Source organism: Winogradskyella pacifica (assembly GCF_013403915.1).
Classification (GTDB): Bacteria; Bacteroidota; Bacteroidia; order Flavobacteriales; family Flavobacteriaceae; genus Winogradskyella; species Winogradskyella pacifica.
Genome location: NZ_JABFDI010000012.1, coordinates 13,272 through 30,313, shown reverse-complemented (window position 1 = coordinate 30,313; position 17,042 = coordinate 13,272). Strand labels below are relative to the sequence as shown.

20 protein-coding genes are annotated in these 17,042 nt (G+C 33.3%); 12 read left to right on the top strand and 8 right to left on the bottom strand.

The annotated features are described in order from the left end of the window. The first annotated feature begins 226 nt into the window (after nucleotides 1–226). Together HM984_RS11540 and HM984_RS11535 are read left to right on the top strand one after the other, a co-directional pair. Nucleotides 227–913 carry a response regulator transcription factor gene (locus HM984_RS11540; RefSeq protein WP_115808053.1) on the top strand — a complete coding sequence of 229 codons (687 nt, stop codon included), beginning with the start codon at nucleotides 227–229 and terminating at the stop codon, nucleotides 911–913. Further along, entirely contained in the window at nucleotides 913–1,956 is a 1,044-nt protein-coding gene (locus tag HM984_RS11535) for a sensor histidine kinase (RefSeq protein WP_115808052.1), read from the top strand. Before HM984_RS11540 ends, HM984_RS11535 begins: the two co-directional genes overlap by 1 nt. Here the strand turns inward: HM984_RS11535 and HM984_RS11530 are convergent. Beyond that, nucleotides 1,939–2,991: a glycosyltransferase gene (locus HM984_RS11530; RefSeq protein ID WP_179349279.1), complete on the bottom strand. Its 1,053-nt coding sequence runs from the start codon at nucleotides 2,989–2,991 to the stop codon at nucleotides 1,939–1,941. The genes HM984_RS11535 and HM984_RS11530 overlap by 18 nt on opposite strands. A 96-nt stretch (nucleotides 2,992–3,087) precedes the next feature. Here HM984_RS11530 and trmB point away from each other — a divergent pair, with 96 nt between their 5' ends. From trmB to HM984_RS11490, 8 genes are all read left to right on the top strand, one after another. Next, nucleotides 3,088–3,762: a tRNA (guanosine(46)-N7)-methyltransferase TrmB gene (gene trmB / locus HM984_RS11525; protein WP_179349336.1), complete on the top strand. Its 675-nt coding sequence runs from the start codon at nucleotides 3,088–3,090 to the stop codon at nucleotides 3,760–3,762. 39 nt (nucleotides 3,763–3,801) lie between these two features. Next, nucleotides 3,802–4,395, top strand: coding sequence for a LysE family transporter (locus HM984_RS11520; protein WP_371312446.1), 594 nt, complete (start codon nucleotides 3,802–3,804; stop codon nucleotides 4,393–4,395). Then, nucleotides 4,395–4,724: an MGMT family protein gene (locus HM984_RS11515; protein WP_179349278.1), complete on the top strand. Its 330-nt coding sequence runs from the start codon at nucleotides 4,395–4,397 to the stop codon at nucleotides 4,722–4,724. Before HM984_RS11520 ends, HM984_RS11515 begins: the two co-directional genes overlap by 1 nt. Before the next feature lie 25 nt (nucleotides 4,725–4,749). Next, a complete protein-coding gene (locus HM984_RS11510; RefSeq protein ID WP_179349277.1) occupies nucleotides 4,750–5,631 on the top strand; it encodes a hypothetical protein in 882 nt (293 codons plus the stop codon). A gap of 180 nt (nucleotides 5,632–5,811) precedes the next feature. Further along, the gene (locus HM984_RS11505; RefSeq protein WP_115808048.1) at nucleotides 5,812–6,951 is read left to right on the top strand and encodes an Mrp/NBP35 family ATP-binding protein; all 1,140 of its coding nucleotides are present in this window, start codon (nucleotides 5,812–5,814) and stop codon (nucleotides 6,949–6,951) included. Further along, nucleotides 6,952–7,194, top strand: a complete 243-nt coding sequence (locus HM984_RS11500; protein ID WP_020898203.1) for a NifU family protein — start codon at nucleotides 6,952–6,954, stop codon at nucleotides 7,192–7,194. It begins immediately after the preceding gene. A 62-nt stretch (nucleotides 7,195–7,256) separates the two neighbouring features. After that, on the top strand, nucleotides 7,257–8,318 hold the full coding sequence (locus HM984_RS11495) for an NAD(P)/FAD-dependent oxidoreductase (RefSeq protein WP_179349276.1): 1,062 nt from the start codon (nucleotides 7,257–7,259) through the stop codon (nucleotides 8,316–8,318). Between the two features lie 59 nt (nucleotides 8,319–8,377). Then, on the top strand, nucleotides 8,378–8,710 hold the full coding sequence (locus tag HM984_RS11490) for a 2Fe-2S iron-sulfur cluster-binding family protein (protein ID WP_179349275.1): 333 nt from the start codon (nucleotides 8,378–8,380) through the stop codon (nucleotides 8,708–8,710). A gap of 65 nt (nucleotides 8,711–8,775) precedes the next feature. Here HM984_RS11490 and HM984_RS11485 read toward each other — a convergent pair whose 3' ends face one another. The 7 genes from HM984_RS11485 to HM984_RS11455 all read right to left on the bottom strand — a co-directional run bounded on the left by HM984_RS11485 (nucleotide 8,776) and on the right by HM984_RS11455 (nucleotide 14,797). Then, on the bottom strand, nucleotides 8,776–9,672 hold the full coding sequence (locus tag HM984_RS11485) for a metallophosphoesterase family protein (protein ID WP_179349274.1): 897 nt from the start codon (nucleotides 9,670–9,672) through the stop codon (nucleotides 8,776–8,778). A gap of 129 nt (nucleotides 9,673–9,801) precedes the next feature. Next, on the bottom strand, nucleotides 9,802–10,980 hold the full coding sequence (locus HM984_RS11480; protein WP_179349273.1) for an acyl-CoA dehydrogenase family protein: 1,179 nt from the start codon (nucleotides 10,978–10,980) through the stop codon (nucleotides 9,802–9,804). Between the two features lie 254 nt (nucleotides 10,981–11,234). Further along, complete coding sequence (locus tag HM984_RS11475; protein WP_179349272.1) at nucleotides 11,235–12,266, bottom strand: AI-2E family transporter; 1,032 nt, start codon at nucleotides 12,264–12,266, stop codon at nucleotides 11,235–11,237. 180 nt (nucleotides 12,267–12,446) lie between these two features. Continuing rightward, the gene (locus HM984_RS11470) at nucleotides 12,447–13,157 is read right to left on the bottom strand and encodes a tRNA1(Val) (adenine(37)-N6)-methyltransferase (RefSeq protein WP_179349271.1); all 711 of its coding nucleotides are present in this window, start codon (nucleotides 13,155–13,157) and stop codon (nucleotides 12,447–12,449) included. Between the two features lie 39 nt (nucleotides 13,158–13,196). Continuing rightward, a complete protein-coding gene (locus HM984_RS11465) occupies nucleotides 13,197–13,544 on the bottom strand; it encodes a four helix bundle protein (RefSeq protein ID WP_115808040.1) in 348 nt (115 codons plus the stop codon). Between the two features lie 39 nt (nucleotides 13,545–13,583). After that, complete coding sequence (gene rimM / locus HM984_RS11460; protein ID WP_115808039.1) at nucleotides 13,584–14,111, bottom strand: ribosome maturation factor RimM; 528 nt, start codon at nucleotides 14,109–14,111, stop codon at nucleotides 13,584–13,586. Nucleotides 14,112–14,284: 173 nt separating this feature from the next. Continuing rightward, entirely contained in the window at nucleotides 14,285–14,797 is a 513-nt protein-coding gene (locus HM984_RS11455; RefSeq protein ID WP_115808038.1) for a 30S ribosomal protein S16, read from the bottom strand. Nucleotides 14,798–15,011: 214 nt separating this feature from the next. Between HM984_RS11455 and HM984_RS11450 the strand changes: the two genes are divergently transcribed. Then, nucleotides 15,012–16,223 (top strand): DUF6252 domain-containing protein, encoded by a 1,212-nt coding sequence (locus HM984_RS11450; RefSeq protein ID WP_115808037.1) that lies wholly within the window; start codon nucleotides 15,012–15,014, stop codon nucleotides 16,221–16,223. 191 nt (nucleotides 16,224–16,414) lie between these two features. Further along, nucleotides 16,415–16,864: a ferritin-like domain-containing protein gene (locus HM984_RS11445; protein ID WP_115808036.1), complete on the top strand. Its 450-nt coding sequence runs from the start codon at nucleotides 16,415–16,417 to the stop codon at nucleotides 16,862–16,864. Nucleotides 16,865–17,042 lie beyond the last annotated feature (178 nt).

Genomic DNA, 17,042 nt, shown 5'->3' with positions numbered 1-17,042 from the left:
TAATTGTATAAAAGTTAGACAACAAATATAATAACAAATAGTGAGTTTTAAGAATCAGAGTCGTTAATAGTTATCATTTTACAATATGTTAACATGGTAAATGTCAGGTGCTTCTTAGTTTCAAGAATTTACAATTTCAATGTTAGGGAATTGTTATCAATTCACTATTTGTAGATGGTTAACAGGGATATAATTTATATTTACAATTATTTAAAACCTTATTCAATTGAAAAAGAAAGACATTAAGATCTTATTGGTAGATGATGACCTAGATATTTTAGAAATAGTAGGTTTTAATTTGACGGCAGAAGGCTATCAAGTTATTAAAGGTGAAAATGGTGAGGAAGCTGTTAAACTAGCAAAAAAACACCAACCACATTTAATTATAATTGATGTGATGATGCCAAAAATGGATGGTATTGAAGCTTGCGAACGTATTAGAGAGGAGCCTAGTCTAAGCGAAACTATTATTACGTTTTTAACGGCAAGGGGTGAAGATTATTCTCAAGTAGCCGGTTTTGAAGCTGGTGCTGATGATTATATCGCAAAACCGATAAAACCAAAAGTCTTAATAAGTAAAGTGAAAGCTTTACTGAGACGACTAAAACACTCTGAAAGTAGTGCTGAAACGGTGATTCAAATCGGTGATTTAGTTATTTATAAAGAAGAATATAAAATTACCGTTAACGGGAAAGAAACGGCATTACCGAGAAAAGAGTTTGAATTGTTATCTTTGTTAGCAACCAAACCAGGTAAGGTTTTTAAACGTGACGAAATTCTAGATAAAGTCTGGGGAAATGAAGTCGTAGTCGGCGGAAGAACCATCGATGTGCATATTCGGAAACTTCGTGAAAAAATAGGAGATAAGTCCTTTAAAACCGTAAAAGGTGTTGGTTACAAGTTTGTAGACTAATGCAGCAAAAAAACCTTAAAAAATCATATAAATTCGCCTTGCGAACAGCACTTTATGTAACGTTGTTTACAACGTTTCTTGTGGGTGTTTTTTTGAATTATTATCATATTATCAATTGGCATTTTGTTTTCTATCCTTTAGTCTGTTTTCCGTTTTGTTTTTTTATTATTCAGTATAGAGTTGAACGTTTTATATACAGACGTGTTAAAAAAATCTATGATGATTTAACACTTTTAGAATCGACAAGTTTAAGGCAGCAACCCATAACTACTGATATGGGGACGTTAACCAAAGAAATTGATAAATACGCTAAGAATAAAAAATTTGAAATCGAAACGCTTAAAATTAGAGAAGAATATCGAAAAGAATTTATTGGCAATGTTTCACACGAATTAAAAACACCACTATTTACTGTTCAAAGCTATTTGCTTACGTTGTTAGAAGGTGGGGTAGAAGACGAAAAGATTAGAAAAAAATATTTAGCTAGAGCGGCTAAAGGAGTCGAACGCCTAACGTATATTATTAAAGATTTAGACATGATTACCAAACTAGAAGTTGGTGTTCTTAGTTTAGAGAAAGAAAATTTTGATATTGTTAAATTAGTACAAAATGTATTTGATCTGTTTGAAATGAAAGCAGCTAAAAAACAAATTACATTAACCTTTGATATCGATTATTTAGACCCCATTAATGTTTATGCCGATAAAGAACGTATTCAACAAGTTTTAACTAATCTTATTGTTAACTCTATTAAATACGGAAGAGAAAAAGGAACTACAGAAGTAAGTGTAGAAAACCTCATTAAGAATAAAGCGATTATAAGAGTTACGGATAATGGTGATGGGATTGCAAAAGCCAATCTTCAGCGATTGTTTGAGCGTTTTTACCGTGTAGATAAAAGTGGTTCTCGTAAAGAGGGTGGTTCTGGTCTTGGGCTATCAATTGTAAAGCATATTATTGAGGCTCACGAGGAAAAAATATATATTGAAAGCGAATTAGGTGTGGGTAGTGAGTTTTCATTTACTTTAGAAAAGACCAAATAACTTTTTATAATTTAGTTGGTAGTCTTCCGATTTAAAACCACTATAGTTTTCAATGTTAGATAACATATTAATATCAAAATCGTCTTGCTTACAATATGGAGCAACGCCTTCAGAAGCTAATTTTTTAGCTAAATAGTCTTGTTCAAATTGCCCCGGAGTAGGTATAAAGAAGGCTTTCTTTTCTAGTTTTGCTAAATCCATTATAGTGGTATAGCCAGAGCGACTAAGAATAAGGTTACTTTTGTTGATGGCAATTTCAAGTTGGTTACTTGTCATAAAATTATAGATAACCACATTATCCATAACCGTTTTACGTTGTAGAGACTCTACGTTTCCTTTTATAAAGAGCACGTTTCCGTTATAGTGTTTTAGGTCGCTTAATAGCTTTTCTTCTAAGTAGGTGCGCTGAGGTTCTGGCCCAGAGAGCAAAACAAGCAGATTGTATTCTATTTCTAAATCTTGTTTTTTAAATCGGGTTAACGGTCCTAAATATTTTACCGATGCTATAAAGTTAGGAACATGGCCTAAGTCTCCACTCAAATTAGTGGTGCCCATATGATCAGGAACCCAACATTCATTAAACTTAGAAATTATGTTTTGATGCAATTTACTGCTTAACCATGTGGTGTTGCCACTCAATACGCGTAATTGATGTGTTATGAATACAGATGGGATAGCATTGTGCCTAACACCAAATCTATTATCTGAAATAATACCACTAATCGCTTCCGTTTCAACTAAACTTTCTACAACCTTCTTTTCGCGTTTAATAGTTTTTAAAACATGAGGTGTGTCTTTCAATAACTTAATTTTAAAGCTATTTGCTTTTTTAGCATAGGTAATATTGTAAGAGGGTAACTCAAAGGAGTCTAGTTTAGGGAATTCTTTTTTTAATAATTCTAAAGCGATGCCGTCACTAGCAATAATAGGTTCAAAGTTATGCGCTAATAATTCATTTATAATAGGAATACATCTTGTAGAATGTCCTAATCCCCAATTTAATGGTGCAACTAAAATCCTTTTTTTTGTATTCAACTTTTATTAGTGTTTCTTAATTTTAGATTGTATTAAACAAAGGTAAACCTAAAATGTTTGCTTAATTTTACCGAATTATTAATAAATCAATATGTAGTGGGAAGTAAAAATAAACTTAAACGCTTTAGAGAAAACGAAACCTTTCATAATGTATATCAGCCAACACGAGAAGAATTGGTCGATGCTACATACAAATTAAAAGGAAAATGGAAATCGGAAGTTTTTAAAAACGATAACCCTTTAGTTCTAGAGTTAGGCTGTGGTAAAGGAGAATATACCGTTGGTTTGGCAAAACGCTACCCTAATAAAAACTTTATTGGTATAGATATTAAAGGGGCACGATTCTGGAGAGGAGCAAAAACAGCGATTGAAGATGATATTCCCAATGCAGCGTTTATTAGAACACAAATTGAACTCATAGCATTTATTTTTGAAGAAAATGAAGTTGATGAAATCTGGATTACATTTCCAGATCCACAAATAAAATACCAGCGAACAAAACATAGAATGACTAATTTACAGTTTTTAGAACGCTATAAAAAAGTTTTAAAACCAGGAGGATTAATGCATCTAAAAACGGATAGTGAATTTATGCATGGCTATACCTTAGGTTTATTGCATGGTTCGGGTTATGAGGTATTATATGCCAACCATAATGTTTATAAATTAGAAGGCAGTCCTGAGGATGTAACTGAAATTCAGACGTTTTACGAAAGTCAGTATTTAGAGAAAGATAAAGCAATTACGTATATTAGATTTAAAATCAACTAAAACTTGAGTATTACCGTCATTTTTTTTCTTGGCCTTTTTGTGGCATTTGTGGGAGTTATACCTCCTGGATTGCTAAATATGACAGCGGCAAGAATTAGTCTAAAGGAAGGAGCTGCTCGTGGTATCATGTTTTCTACAGGGGTTTGTATTGTCGTATATATTCAAACTTATGTGGCTGCTATCTTTGCGAGATATTTGTCTAGTCACCCAGATATTGTAGCAATTTTAAAACGTGTTGCTTTTGTGATCTTTGTTCTCATTACTGTTTATTTTTTGATGTTAGCATCTAAGCAGAAAGAACAGAAGCAAGAAACTGAAATTAAAAGTAAACATGGTAGATTGTTACATGGTATGTTGCTGTCTGCGCTGAATATATTTCCCATCCCGTTTCAGGCATATATGACCATTACTTTGGTGTCTTTTGGTTGGATGAATTTCGAAAAATTAAGCATTGTCACTTATGTAACAGGTGCTGCAACAGGTACTTTTGTAATGCTTTATTTCTATATTTTCTTTTTTGATAAGATTAAAGATCGAAAATTCACTTCTCAAAAAAGCATGAATCTGAGTATTGGTATAATTACCGGACTTGTTGCTTTAGTTACATTTATTACCATTCTAAAAGAACTGTAATGAAACCTGAAACGCTTAGTTTTTTCGAAAAAGTATATGAAGTCGCTAAGCAAATTCCTTACGGAAGAGTAACCAGTTACGGAGCCATTGCAAAATATTTAGGAGCAGGAAAAAGCGCGAGAATTGTAGGTTATGCGATGAATGGTTCTCACGGAAAAGATATACCAGCACACAGAGTTGTAAATAGAAAAGGACTCTTAACAGGAAAGCATCATTTTGAAGGTACCAATCTTATGCAGCAGCTTTTGGAAAATGAGGGTGTTGAGGTTGTTGAAAATCAAATTCAGAACTTAGAGGCTATTTATTGGGACCCTGCTAAGGAATTGTAAGGCTATTTTAAGTTAAAATATTATTATGAAAAAACTTTGTATAATTTTCATTTTAATGACGTCATGTTATAACAGTGAAAACAATATAACATTGCCTTTTGTTACCCCAAAAGATTGTGATACTATAATAGCGGAGCAATCAATCACGATGTTGCGTTCTATACCTATAGTTTATGCCATAAACGTAAAGGATTCATTAAATATGAATTTCAAGGTGAAATATAAGTCTTCAGATTATACAGATCACGGCATTCCTTTAAATAGTCACGATAGTATAAAAGTCTTTGTAGATAATACTAGAATTAAATTTCATACTGATGAGTTTGATATTTTAAGTTTTCCACCACCTCCGCCACCTCTAACAATAATTCAGGATTCAATTTTGGATTTAAATGACGAAACCAATCCTAATGATCATGATAGTTTATCAATTAATAAATACGAAAACAAGTTATTAGAGAAATTAGAAAAAAGGAGTAAAATTCATTTTAAAACGTTTCCTGTTTATGTCTATAATTATGGTAAAGAGGAAACAATAATACAAAAACCTATCGCTGGCGATTTGTTTATGTTATTGGAAGCAAAAGATAAAAATGAAGAATGGAAACCAATAGAGTATTTAAAACAATACAGTTTTTTATGTGGTACAGGTCATGAAGATTATAGATTGAAACCTAAACATTTTATTTTTTCTACAGTGAAAAGATATGAAGGCAATTACAAAACGAAATTAAGAGTTAAGTTGATGTCCTTTAATAAAATATATTATTCAAATACATTTGAAGGCCATATAAACTATAGTCAGTTTGATTCTGAACCCATAGTAAATCAAACAAAATCTAATTTTAAGTATAAAGATTCCATAATATTAATTAGAAAATTGAATGGCCTATTTCTTACTGAGTAGTTTTTCTTAATAATTGCAAACGTTTAATGTATTTAAAAATCGAATTCAGGCATTAATCAATTCAATTTATCTAGTTCAAATTCTAAACTATTCTAAGTATCTTTGCGTTTAGAATTAATCTTAATAAGAAAAAACGCGAGTCTTTATTCTAGTCTCCATTTTCTTAAGTCTTTAAACGATATGAAATTAATAAAACAAGATATACTTAACGCGCTTAAAACTATTACAGCACCTGGTGAAGGTGAAAATATGGTAGATAGTGGAGCGGTAACTAATGTTGTTACGTTTGCAGATGAAGTCATTGTAGACATCACCATAAGAAACCCAAGTCTTCAAGCACGTAAAAAGACAGAAGTTGAAATTTTGCAAACAATACACAAGCTAGTGTACGAAAAAGCAAAGATAAAAGTCAATATAAAAGTTGATGCACCAGCAACATCTGCAAAAAACGAGATTAAAGGAAAGTCCATTCCAGGTATTCAGAATATTGTGGCAGTTGCGTCTGGTAAAGGTGGAGTAGGTAAATCTACAGTAACCGCAAACTTGGCTGTGACTTTAGCAAAGATGGGATTTAAAGTTGGTATTTTAGATGCTGATATCTACGGACCTTCAATTCCGATTATGTTCGATGTGGCTAACGAACGACCACTATCTGTAACCATTGATGGAAAATCTAAAATGAAACCTGTAGAGAATTACGGAGTAAAAGTATTATCTATCGGATTTTTTACAAAACCAGATCAAGCCGTTATTTGGAGAGGGCCAATGGCTTCTAAAGCTTTAAATCAAATGATATTTGATGCGGCTTGGGGAGAATTAGACTTTATGTTAATTGATTTACCTCCAGGAACGGGAGATATTCACTTAAGTATTATGCAAGCTTTGCCTATCACAGGAGCTGTTGTGGTGAGTACACCTCAAAATGTAGCTTTAGCAGATGCTAAAAAAGGAGTGGCGATGTTTCAGCAAGATAGTATCAATGTACCTGTTTTAGGTATTATAGAAAATATGGCCTACTTTACACCTGCGGAGCTTCCAGAAAATAAATACTATATTTTTGGAAAAGAAGGGGCTAAGCATTTAGCGGAAGATTTAAATGTACCGTTTTTAGGTGAAGTACCATTGGTTCAAAGCATAAGAGAAGCTGGTGATTTAGGACGACCAGCAGCAATGCAAACAGGAACTCCGATTGAAGCAGCTTTTGAAGCAATTACAAGAGATGTTGTTCAGCAGGTGGTAGATCGTAATGACGCATTACCAGCTACGGAAGCGATAAAAATCACAACAATGGCAGGTTGCTCTGCTGTTAAAAAAAATTAAATGAGCACAGAAGAACTTAGATTAAACGTAGAAAAAGCATTGGATGAAATCCGTCCGTTTCTACAAAGTGATGGAGGCGATATTAATTTATTATCTATTGACGATGGTAAGTTTGTAAAAGTACAACTTGTAGGTGCTTGCACATCGTGTAGCGTTAATCAGATGACCTTAAAATCTGGTGTAGAGATGACTATTAAAAAATATGCTCCACAAATCGAAAAAGTTATTAATGTTGAAAAATAATGTGACATTTATCACATTCTGATTAAAACGACATTAGTAGTTTTGTATTCAATTTTACATTCATGATTACAACAGATATACTTATTATTGGCGCTGGTCCAACCGGGCTTTTTACGGTTTTTGAAGCTGGACTTTTAAAATTAAAATGCCATTTAATTGATGCCTTACCACAACAAGGTGGTCAATGTACAGAACTCTATCCTAAAAAACCAATTTATGATATTCCGGCATACCCAGAGATTTTAGCTGGTGATTTAACGGATAAGTTAATGGAGCAGTGTAAGCAGTTCGAACCAGGGTTTACTTTAGGAGAACGTGCAGAAACTATAGAAAAACAAGAGGACGGTACGTTTATCGTTACCACCAATAAAGGTACAAAACATCAAGCTCCAGTAGTTGCAATTGCAGGTGGATTAGGAAGTTTTGAACCTCGTAAGCCTTTAATCCATAATATAGCTGATTTTGAAGATAAGGGTGTGGAGTACATGATTAAGGAACCTGAAATGTATCGCGGTAAAAATGTTGTGATTGCAGGAGGTGGAGATTCAGCCTTAGATTGGAGTATCTTTTTAAGTGATGTCGCTAAAAGTGTGACTTTAATTCATAGACGAAACGAATTTAGAGGGCATTTAGATTCTGTTGAAAAAGTACAGGAATTAAAGAATAACGGAAAAATAAACCTTATTACACCAGCCGAAGTTATAGGCATTGTTGGTGATGATAAAGTGAAAGCTATAGTTGTAAAACAAGCGCAACATATTGAAAAAGAATTTGAAGTAAAATGCGATCATTTTATTCCATTGTTTGGATTGTCTCCTAAACTAGGACCCATTGCAAATTGGGGACTTGAGATAGAAAAGAATGCCATTAAGGTTGATAATTCATTAGACTATCAAACTAATATTCCTGGTATTTTTGCTATTGGAGACGTTAATACGTATCCTGGGAAATTAAAATTAATTCTTTGTGGTTTTCACGAAGCTACATTAATGTGTCAGTCTGCTTATAAAATTATTAATCCAGGAAAACGTTATGTGTTAAAGTACACTACAGTTGCTGGAGTTGATGGTTTTGATGGCTCTAGAAAAGAAGCGCCTAAGGCAGTTGTTAAAGCTTTTGATTAATGTAAAATAGACTTAACAGGTCTTAAAAGAGAATGTTTCCGCATTCTTGGAAACTGATTATGGAACAAGATATAAATATTACCATTATAGATAGAGAAGGAGTTAAACATCAAATTGAAGCTCCGACAGATATGGCCATGAACTTAATGGAGATCGTTCGTTCTTACGAGCTAGCTCCAGAAGGCACCATAGGTATCTGTGGAGGTATGGCTATGTGTGCATCTTGTCAATGTTACGTATTAAGCGAAACCGAATTACCAGGAATGCAAGATGATGAAGAAGCCATGCTCTCTGAGGCCTTTGATGTTAAAGATAATTCGCGTTTAGGTTGCCAAATTCAAATGACACCAGAAATGGAAGGTTTGGAAGTGGAGTTAGCGCCTGAGTCTTAAACAAATTCCTGCGAAGGCAGGAATCTTTTTTATAAGGAACTAAATTTCCAATAGTTTCATGAAAATTATTCCGTTTTATATTCTGATAATTTTGTAGGTCCTTCTAACAAAAACCGATCAATTTTTAAGTTGCCATCTTTAGACGATACAATTTGCCACTTGATTAGTGAAATTGATCCATTTTCAATTTCCAAACCCGTAATGCTTCTTGGATGCACACAGCTACCATCATTAAAATAAGCGATGTCACCTGGTTCAGGAAAACGTGGTCGATGTGTATGTCCAACGATGGTGATTAAGTTGTTGTTTTCAATAATCCATCGTTTAGTGCGACGTTCTATTTTAATAAGTTCGGTATAGTTCTTGGCAGGACTTGTGGGGTCTGCAATTCCCATTACATTCAGTGGTTTCCATAACATACGAACCATAAACCGGCTCCATTTCCAAAAGAGGAAATTCCACCAATCCGCTTGATGACCATGGGTTAGAAATAATTGTTGTTTGGTATCTGTATGTTCTAAAATAATGCCTTCATGATATTGTATGCCGCAAAATAAGTCTTCATCATTGCCTGTTTTTGGATCAAAAAAAGTAGATAAATGTTTTTCTACATATTTTGGATCGCGATACACCATATCATGGTTACCCCAAATCATGTGTAAGCGGTCTTCATCATGAAATTGTTTCATCAGCATGTACACATTTTTATGGGCATAAAAAATGCTTTCAAATGTGATGTTTTCCCATAGTTCATCACCGTCACCAAGTTCGCAATAGCTAAATCCTTCCATATAGTAGTGCCGTAAAGCATGAAAGTAAATGTTGCGATTATTAGCAAAATCATCCGCAAAACTATTATCTCCGCGGTGGCAGTCGCTAAATAAAATATATTTGGAAGTATCGTTAAACTTAAGTCGTTTGGCGTTCTTGTATGCGCGATCTAATCTTGTTTTTGAAGACATCTTATTTTTATGTTCGACTAATTTAAACAAAAAATGCTCCTCAATAATGAGAAGCATTTTTTAATTTTTCGTTTTGCTATGTTTCGAAACGTATGCTTCCGAATGTAATAGTAAAATGTTGCTTAGCGACTATTTAAAAGCGTTTAAACCTGTAACGTCCAAGCCTGTAATTAATAAATGAATATCGTGAGTACCTTCATAAGTTACTACACTTTCAAGGTTCATCATGTGTCTCATAATAGAGTATTCACCACTAATTCCCATGCCACCTAACATTTGTCTTGCATCGCGAGCAATAGTTAAAGCCATATCTACATTATTTCGTTTTGCCATAGATATTTGTGCTGAGGTTGCTGTACCGTTTTCACGCATTACACCAAGTCTCCAAGCTAATAATTGCGCTTTTGTGATTTCGGTAATCATCTCAGCTAATTTCTTTTGTTGTAGTTGAAATTGTCCAATCGGTTTTCCAAATTGCATACGTTCTTTACTGTAACGTAAGGCTGTATCGTAACAGTCCATTGCTGCACCAATCGCTCCCCAAGCAATACCAAAACGTGCCGAATCTAAACAACCTAATGGTGCTCCTAATCCAGATTTGTTTGGTAGTAAATTTTCTTTAGGCACTTTTACATTATCAAAAATAAGTTCACCAGTTGCAGAAGCTCTTAGTGACCATTTGTTATGTGTCTCTGGTGTAGAGAAACCTTCCATACCACGTTCTACGATTAAACCGTGAATACGACCGCTTTCATCTTTTGCCCATACGACAGCAACGTTACAAAAAGGTGAATTACTAATCCACATCTTTGCTCCATTTAAAAGGTAATGGTCTCCCATGTCTTTAAAATTGGTTACCATACCGCCTGGATTAGAACCATGATCTGGTTCTGTTAATCCAAAAGAGCCAATCCATTCGCCAGAAGCTAATTTTGGTAAGTATTTTTGGCGTTGCTCCTCGTTACCGTATTTCCAAATAGGATACATTACTAAAGACGATTGCACAGATGCTGTACTACGTACACCTGAATCTCCACGTTCAATTTCTTGCATTATTAAACCATAAGAGATTTGGTCTAATCCGGCTCCTCCATATTCTTCAGGAATATAGGGGCCAAAAGCTCCTATTTCGGCCAAACCATTAATGATTTGTTTTGGGAATTCTGCTTTTTGAGCATACTCCTCAATTATAGGTGAGACATCGCGCTTTACCCATGCTCTTGCTGCATCACGCACTAACTTGTGTTCTTCTGTGAGTAATTCATCAAGATTATAATAATCTGGTGCTTCGAATAAATCTGGTTTCATGGAATTAGATTTTATAGAGATTAAAAATTAGAGGTGATTGCTGTGCTTAAATTACGGATAAAAAATAGCGTTTCAATAAGCATAGATAATGAGGTCTCCTCCTATTGTTATATTTAGTTAAATGAATTACAAAAATAGCGAATACGATTGCGGTTAACAATTTAATGTGTGTTTTTTAGAAGTGGTAAATGGTATAAATTATATTGAAAAATTAGAAATATGAGTGAAATTAAATATTGTTAAGATCATCACTGTCAGTCTGTTTTTTTTAATAAGTAAGCCCACGCTTCCATGCCTTTGGTATGGTCGAATATTACTTTTAAAACTCCAATTAATGGTAACGATATAACTGCTCCAACAACTCCCCATAATGCAGAGAATAAAATGATTCCGAAAATAGTAATGAAGGGATTTAAATTGATTTCATCGCCAATAATCCAAGGGGTTAGTACATAATTTTCTACGAGTTGAGTTACGGAAATAACACCAATAACAATTAAGGCAGGCGTTGACCCAGCATAGAGATAGGAAAGCGCTACAGCAATTCCACCACCAATTAAATTACCAACATATGGAATAATTGAAAACAGTGATGCAAATAGAGCTAAAAATAAGGCATAAGGTACAGAGCCAAATAAGAAGCCAATATAATAAATGATAAATAAGAACACCATTATTTTTCCTTTACCAACGAAATAGTTTTTAATGGTTTGAGCTGATTTTCTTAATAATGAACTTATCGCGGCCTCATTTGAAAATTGTTTTTTAAAAAATGTTATAAACTGCTTTTTTTGCATCAAAAAAAGGATAATATAGACAAATATGATAAGGGATTGCGATAATAGACTCATAAGTGAAGCTAAGAAAGTACTAATTAAACCTTCCGCTTTTTCAACCAGTTTTTTGTTACCTTCTATATAATCTTTATAATCCCAATTTAACTGGTTGTTTGCCCATTGCGATAATGAATTTAATTTTTCATTTGCCTTGTCTTTAATAGTTGGCCAATCTTCTGCCATGGTATTTATTTGGGAATTTAAAAGCCAAAAAATCAATAAAAAAAACAGTAACATAAATAAAACTGCTAAGGCAATAGAAAGCCAATTTGGCAATCCCCAACTTTTGAGTTTTTGAACTGGTATATCGAGTAAAATAGCAATGATGGCAGCAACTAATAAAGGAAGTATAAGGTCTTTTCCGTAGAAAAACAAAGCTAAAAGACCCCCTGTAAGTAAAAGTATTTTTATTAAATTATTCGCGGAAATTTCTATTTTTGGAGTACTCACGTCAGGTATTTTTGAAAATTAGATATCTTAAAAATACATCAAAATTTTATAATCAAAAGATTTTTATTTGATATGAAATGAATAGGGGCGTTGCTAGATAAAAATTAATAGAAGGGAGGACGCTATTTATATCTAAAGTTTTATACGCTCTGATTTTAGCGTATACTAGATTTATGCTTTTTACATTTTTAAATAAAAATCTTTGGTGAGATTAATATAATCTTCTGTGTAGTGATGACGTTCGGTTTCTATAATTAATTCTGAAATTTTAATTGGACTTTCTGAATAAGAGAATTCTATGAGACTTCTTTTAATATCCGATTTTTCATTTCCTCTGACTCTCAGGATGCGATTAGGGAAAAGATCAATGAGACTTGCTTCTTCAATATACTTTTGTTCGTCTTTATATGGAAGAACGATAGAAAACTTACCCTTTTCAGATAAAAAATTTATAACAGCAAAAATAATATGTTCCAATGGCATGGCATCACTAAAGCGAGCTAAGTCTCTAGCACTGTCTTTTGTTTTGTAATCTTCTGTGTAAAATGGAGGGTTACAAATAATAAGATCAAACTTTTCATGCACAGCTTCGATATATTCTAATAGAGAGGCATGGAAGCAAAATAAACGGTCTGCCCAAGGTGAGTTTTCAAAATTCTCTACGCATTGTTCAAAGGCATCATCATCTATTTCTATGGCTTCAATTTGATCTGCATGACTTCTTTGCGCAATCATTAGACTTAGGATGCCTGTACCAGAACCAATATCTAAAACATTATACGGATTATGCTCAACAGAAGTCCAAGCGCCAAGTAACACTCCGTCTGTGCCAATTTTCATAGCACAACGCTCTTGATGGACTGTGAATTCTTTGAATTTAAAAGGCTTCATAAAAAATTCCAAAATTTAAATTACAAAATCCAAAACGGATTATGATTTGTTAATAATTGCAGATAATATTTTTCGAAGTTGCTCAGCTTCATTTATAAGGTTAACTAGTTCTTTGTCATCGGAGTTTAAGTCTCGTAATAGTTTTAACCATAAAACAGATTCTTTAGCTTCCTTTCTCGAAATTTTCAATCTAAACTTAAAGTCTTTATCTCCAAGTTTTTCATTTGCTTCAATATAGTTGGCAGCAACAGATCCAGATGATTTTACTAATTGTTTTCCATCTTCAATGTTTGAAATGGTTCGTTTCAGTTCTTTAACTTTGAATCTACAATCACGGGCAAACAAGTAAGTTCTTTCTTCTAAGTCGTAAATTTTACCACCTGCCATAATCGTATCCTTTGGAATTTGTTATTTTTAATTTGGGATTTACTCTATATAAAGATCTATCAATCCTTCGGGTGTATTTACCTCTATTGTTTTATTTTCCCGATCTACCTTAACTATAAATTCATCATTCATAGGAATTAAGATTTCAATGCCATCTCTATCTATTTCGAATAACGACTGGGCCGTAGTATCATTAATACTTTGAAGAATACCTACCTCTCCAAAATTGGTGTCTTTAATTGTGAAACCTATAACTTCATGAAAATAAAATTTATCACCTTCAAGTTTAGGAAGCAAATCTAATGGCAAGTATAATTCGGTTTTTATTAAAGAATCAGCATCAGCTTCAGTATCGACGTCTTCAAATTTTAAACGTAATAAATCCGATTTGTGTAATTGTGATGATTCCACAAAGAAAGGCACCAAGTTTCCTCTCAGATCTATAAAAATAGCATCAAGGTTATCATATAAATCAGGTTCGTCTGTATCTAGCTTCGCGAGAAGTTCGCCTTTAAAGCTGTATTTTGATACAATTTTCCCTAAATAAAAACACTCTTCTTTTTTCATGACAAATTTAGTTGTCTTCCTGAACTAGTTTCAGGATCTCAGTTAGTAATAATAAGATTTTTCTTTATGACGAAATGTGTTTAAAAACCTATGGTATTCAAAATAATATACAATTTCACATAAAAAAACCCAGACTAAAATAGTCTGGGTTAAAAGTATAAAAAATAATTTTTTTATTCTTCTTCGTTAGCTGCTGTTTCTTCAGTTGCAACATCTTCTGCTACTTCTTCTTCAACAACTGGCGCTGCTGCAGCAATACGTGCTTCGTTTACAGCTTTTTCAGCTTCTAATGCTTTAGCTTTCGCATCTGCATCAGCTTTAGATAAACCATCAGTTTTTGCTTCAACTTTAGCTGCTTTTTCTTCTAACCAAGCGTTGAATTTTGATTCTGCTTGCTCTTCAGTTAATGCACCTTTTCTAACTCCACCAGCTAAATGATTTTTTAGCATTGCTCCTTTATAAGATAAAATAGCTTTTGCAGTGTCAGTTGGTTGTGCACCATTTTGTAACCATTGTACAGCTCCGTCAACATTTAATTCAATAGTTGCAGGATTTGTGTTTGGATTGTAAGCACCTAATTTTTCTAGGTATTTACCATCTCTTTTAGCGCGAGAATCCGCTGCTACGATCCAGTAATAAGGTTTTCCTTTTTTACCGTGTCTTTGTAATCTAATTTTTACAGGCATAATAATTAATTAATGAGGTTCTCGACCTCTGTTATTAATGAGGGCGCAAAGATACTATAATTTTTTAATCTGCAACGGTTTAATTTGTTTTAAACGAGCGCTAAGTGTACTTTAACTAAAAGAAAAAGTGGAGTTATGCTCATTATTAAAAATTATTATACTTTTGACATTGTTGTTTCGTTATATTTGGAGCACAGACAAAAGCCTTTTTTAAATGAAGAAAAAACTAATCCTCTTATCTCTTATTTTTTTAACAGCATTCAGTTGTGGTGACGAAGTACAGTTTAATACGCCTGCTTTTCAAGGTGATCGTGAAAATGAACTGTGGAGAGCTAAGGCTTTCTCAGCTAGTATTGACGCATTTGGGTTTTTAACCATTACAGGAATTAACAACTCTGAAACTGTAAAACTGATTGTTCCTTCTGTAATTGAATCAGCCTTTGTTGTGGGTGATATAGATATTGTTGAAGCACAATATAGTGATGGTTTTGGTGCAACCTATTCTACGACCAATAAACCAGATGAGAGTGTTTCAATCTACCCTGAACTTGGTGAGATTATCATTGAGGAAATAGATGTGGTAAACAGAACTTTTACAGGAACTTATCGATTTTTAGCTTTTGATGCCTCTGGATTAAATTCCGTTGGGTTTACAAATGGTATTTTTTATAAAGTGCCTTTGATCTCTGGTGAATTTCCAACAAACCCTATAACGTGTATAGATGTAGAAATAGTTTCTGATGTTGCATTGTTGGCTTTTGAAAACACATTTTCTTCTGATTTAGAATTTGTAAATAGTGCGGCTTATTTAGCGGCATGTAGTGCTTATTCTGAAGCTTTAATAAATCAACGTGTCTATTGTGGTGATACCGATGGCGCTTTACAAGATATAATAGATAGTTTAGCTGACTGCCAAATATCTTGCGAAATTGCTACTGCAAATGTTGTAGAAGCTAATTCACAATATACAACGGCAACTATTGGTAATTATAATGAAAAGTGTGCACAGTTTATCCTTTACTTACAAGAGCAAATAGAAATTTGTGGTGATGCTGATGGTAGTATTCAATTGCAAATAGATAATTTAGATTGTGGTGATGCCGACGGAGATGGTGTGCCTGATGCGTATGAAGATTTTAATAGTAATGGTGATCTTGAGGATGATGACACGGATAATGATGGAATTCCAAATTATTTAGATAATGACGATGATGGAGATGGCATATTAACGCAATATGAAGCTAAAGATGCAGACGGAAATCCTATTGATACTGATGGTGATGGTGATGTGGATTATTTAGATAATGATGATGACGGAGATACAATATTAACTATAAATGAAAATGCAGATCCAAATGGTGATGGTAATCCTGATGATGCTGTTGATACCGATGGTGATGGAGTGCCAGATTATTTACAAGCATAAATTAAACGATATATAAGACTATTAAAGCGTTACTCATTATGAGTGACGCTTTTTTTGTTAAAGACTTATAAGTCTTTGTTAAAGAGGTTAAATTTTGCAGTGTTCCCTATCATTTCTGTTATATTAATTATGGTTGTGAAACAATACGCAACCTAAAAGAACTTATTGAAATCTTAAATGAACAAGATATAATGAAGTATACAGAAGAAATTTCAAATAAATTAAACGAATTATTGATTAAGAATTACGACGCCGAAAAAGGCTATTTAAATGCTATTGACAATGTGGATAGTAAACGATTAGAAATGTTTTTTAAACGTAGAGCCTCAGAACGCAGTGAATTTGCAAAGGAATTAAGAACTGAGATATTGCAGTATGGTGAGATTCCAGAAGATTCAGGCAGTTTTAAAGGTGCAATGCACAGAAATTGGATGAGTTTAAAGTCTGCATTTAGTTCTAATAACGAAGAGACTATTTTAGAAGAGGCTATTAAAGGGGAAGAAGCGAGTTTAGAGGTTTATAACGATTTAATTAAGGAACGTAATTTGCCGCCAAGTATTGACGCCTTGTTGTTAAAGCATAAAAATGCTATCCAAGCCGCAATTAATTCAGAGAAAGTACAAGAGGAGTTAATATCGTAATTAATTTAAAATAAAGATTGAAGTCAGCTTTTAAAGCTGGCTTTTTTTATGTTCAAAACTCTTTGTAATTTCACTTTAGAAAAGTTCAAATTCTATGTAATTTTATAAGCTAACTTTTTGAAGACTAAAATTGTAGTTTTTACTGATTATAAGTGTTTTACGCTTTGATGTCCTTGCA

Coding starts and splice junctions, on each gene's coding strand:
- HM984_RS11465 (WP_115808040.1), bottom strand. CDS start 13,544: ATGGCAGGTGGTAAAATTTACGACTTAGAAGAAAGAACTTACTTGTTT.
- HM984_RS11445 (WP_115808036.1), top strand. CDS start 16,415: ATGAAGTATACAGAAGAAATTTCAAATAAATTAAACGAATTATTGATT.
- HM984_RS11480 (WP_179349273.1), bottom strand. CDS start 10,980: ATGAAACCAGATTTATTCGAAGCACCAGATTATTATAATCTTGATGAA.
- HM984_RS11455 (WP_115808038.1), bottom strand. CDS start 14,797: ATGCCTGTAAAAATTAGATTACAAAGACACGGTAAAAAAGGAAAACCT.
- HM984_RS11515 (WP_179349278.1), top strand. CDS start 4,395: ATGAAACCTGAAACGCTTAGTTTTTTCGAAAAAGTATATGAAGTCGCT.
- HM984_RS11490 (WP_179349275.1), top strand. CDS start 8,378: ATGGAACAAGATATAAATATTACCATTATAGATAGAGAAGGAGTTAAA.
- HM984_RS11470 (WP_179349271.1), bottom strand. CDS start 13,157: ATGAAGCCTTTTAAATTCAAAGAATTCACAGTCCATCAAGAGCGTTGT.
- HM984_RS11505 (WP_115808048.1), top strand. CDS start 5,812: ATGAAATTAATAAAACAAGATATACTTAACGCGCTTAAAACTATTACA.
- HM984_RS11510 (WP_179349277.1), top strand. CDS start 4,750: ATGAAAAAACTTTGTATAATTTTCATTTTAATGACGTCATGTTATAAC.
- rimM (WP_115808039.1), bottom strand. CDS start 14,111: ATGAAAAAAGAAGAGTGTTTTTATTTAGGGAAAATTGTATCAAAATAC.
- HM984_RS11495 (WP_179349276.1), top strand. CDS start 7,257: ATGATTACAACAGATATACTTATTATTGGCGCTGGTCCAACCGGGCTT.
- HM984_RS11535 (WP_115808052.1), top strand. CDS start 913: ATGCAGCAAAAAAACCTTAAAAAATCATATAAATTCGCCTTGCGAACA.
- HM984_RS11485 (WP_179349274.1), bottom strand. CDS start 9,672: ATGTCTTCAAAAACAAGATTAGATCGCGCATACAAGAACGCCAAACGA.
- HM984_RS11450 (WP_115808037.1), top strand. CDS start 15,012: ATGAAGAAAAAACTAATCCTCTTATCTCTTATTTTTTTAACAGCATTC.
- HM984_RS11500 (WP_020898203.1), top strand. CDS start 6,952: ATGAGCACAGAAGAACTTAGATTAAACGTAGAAAAAGCATTGGATGAA.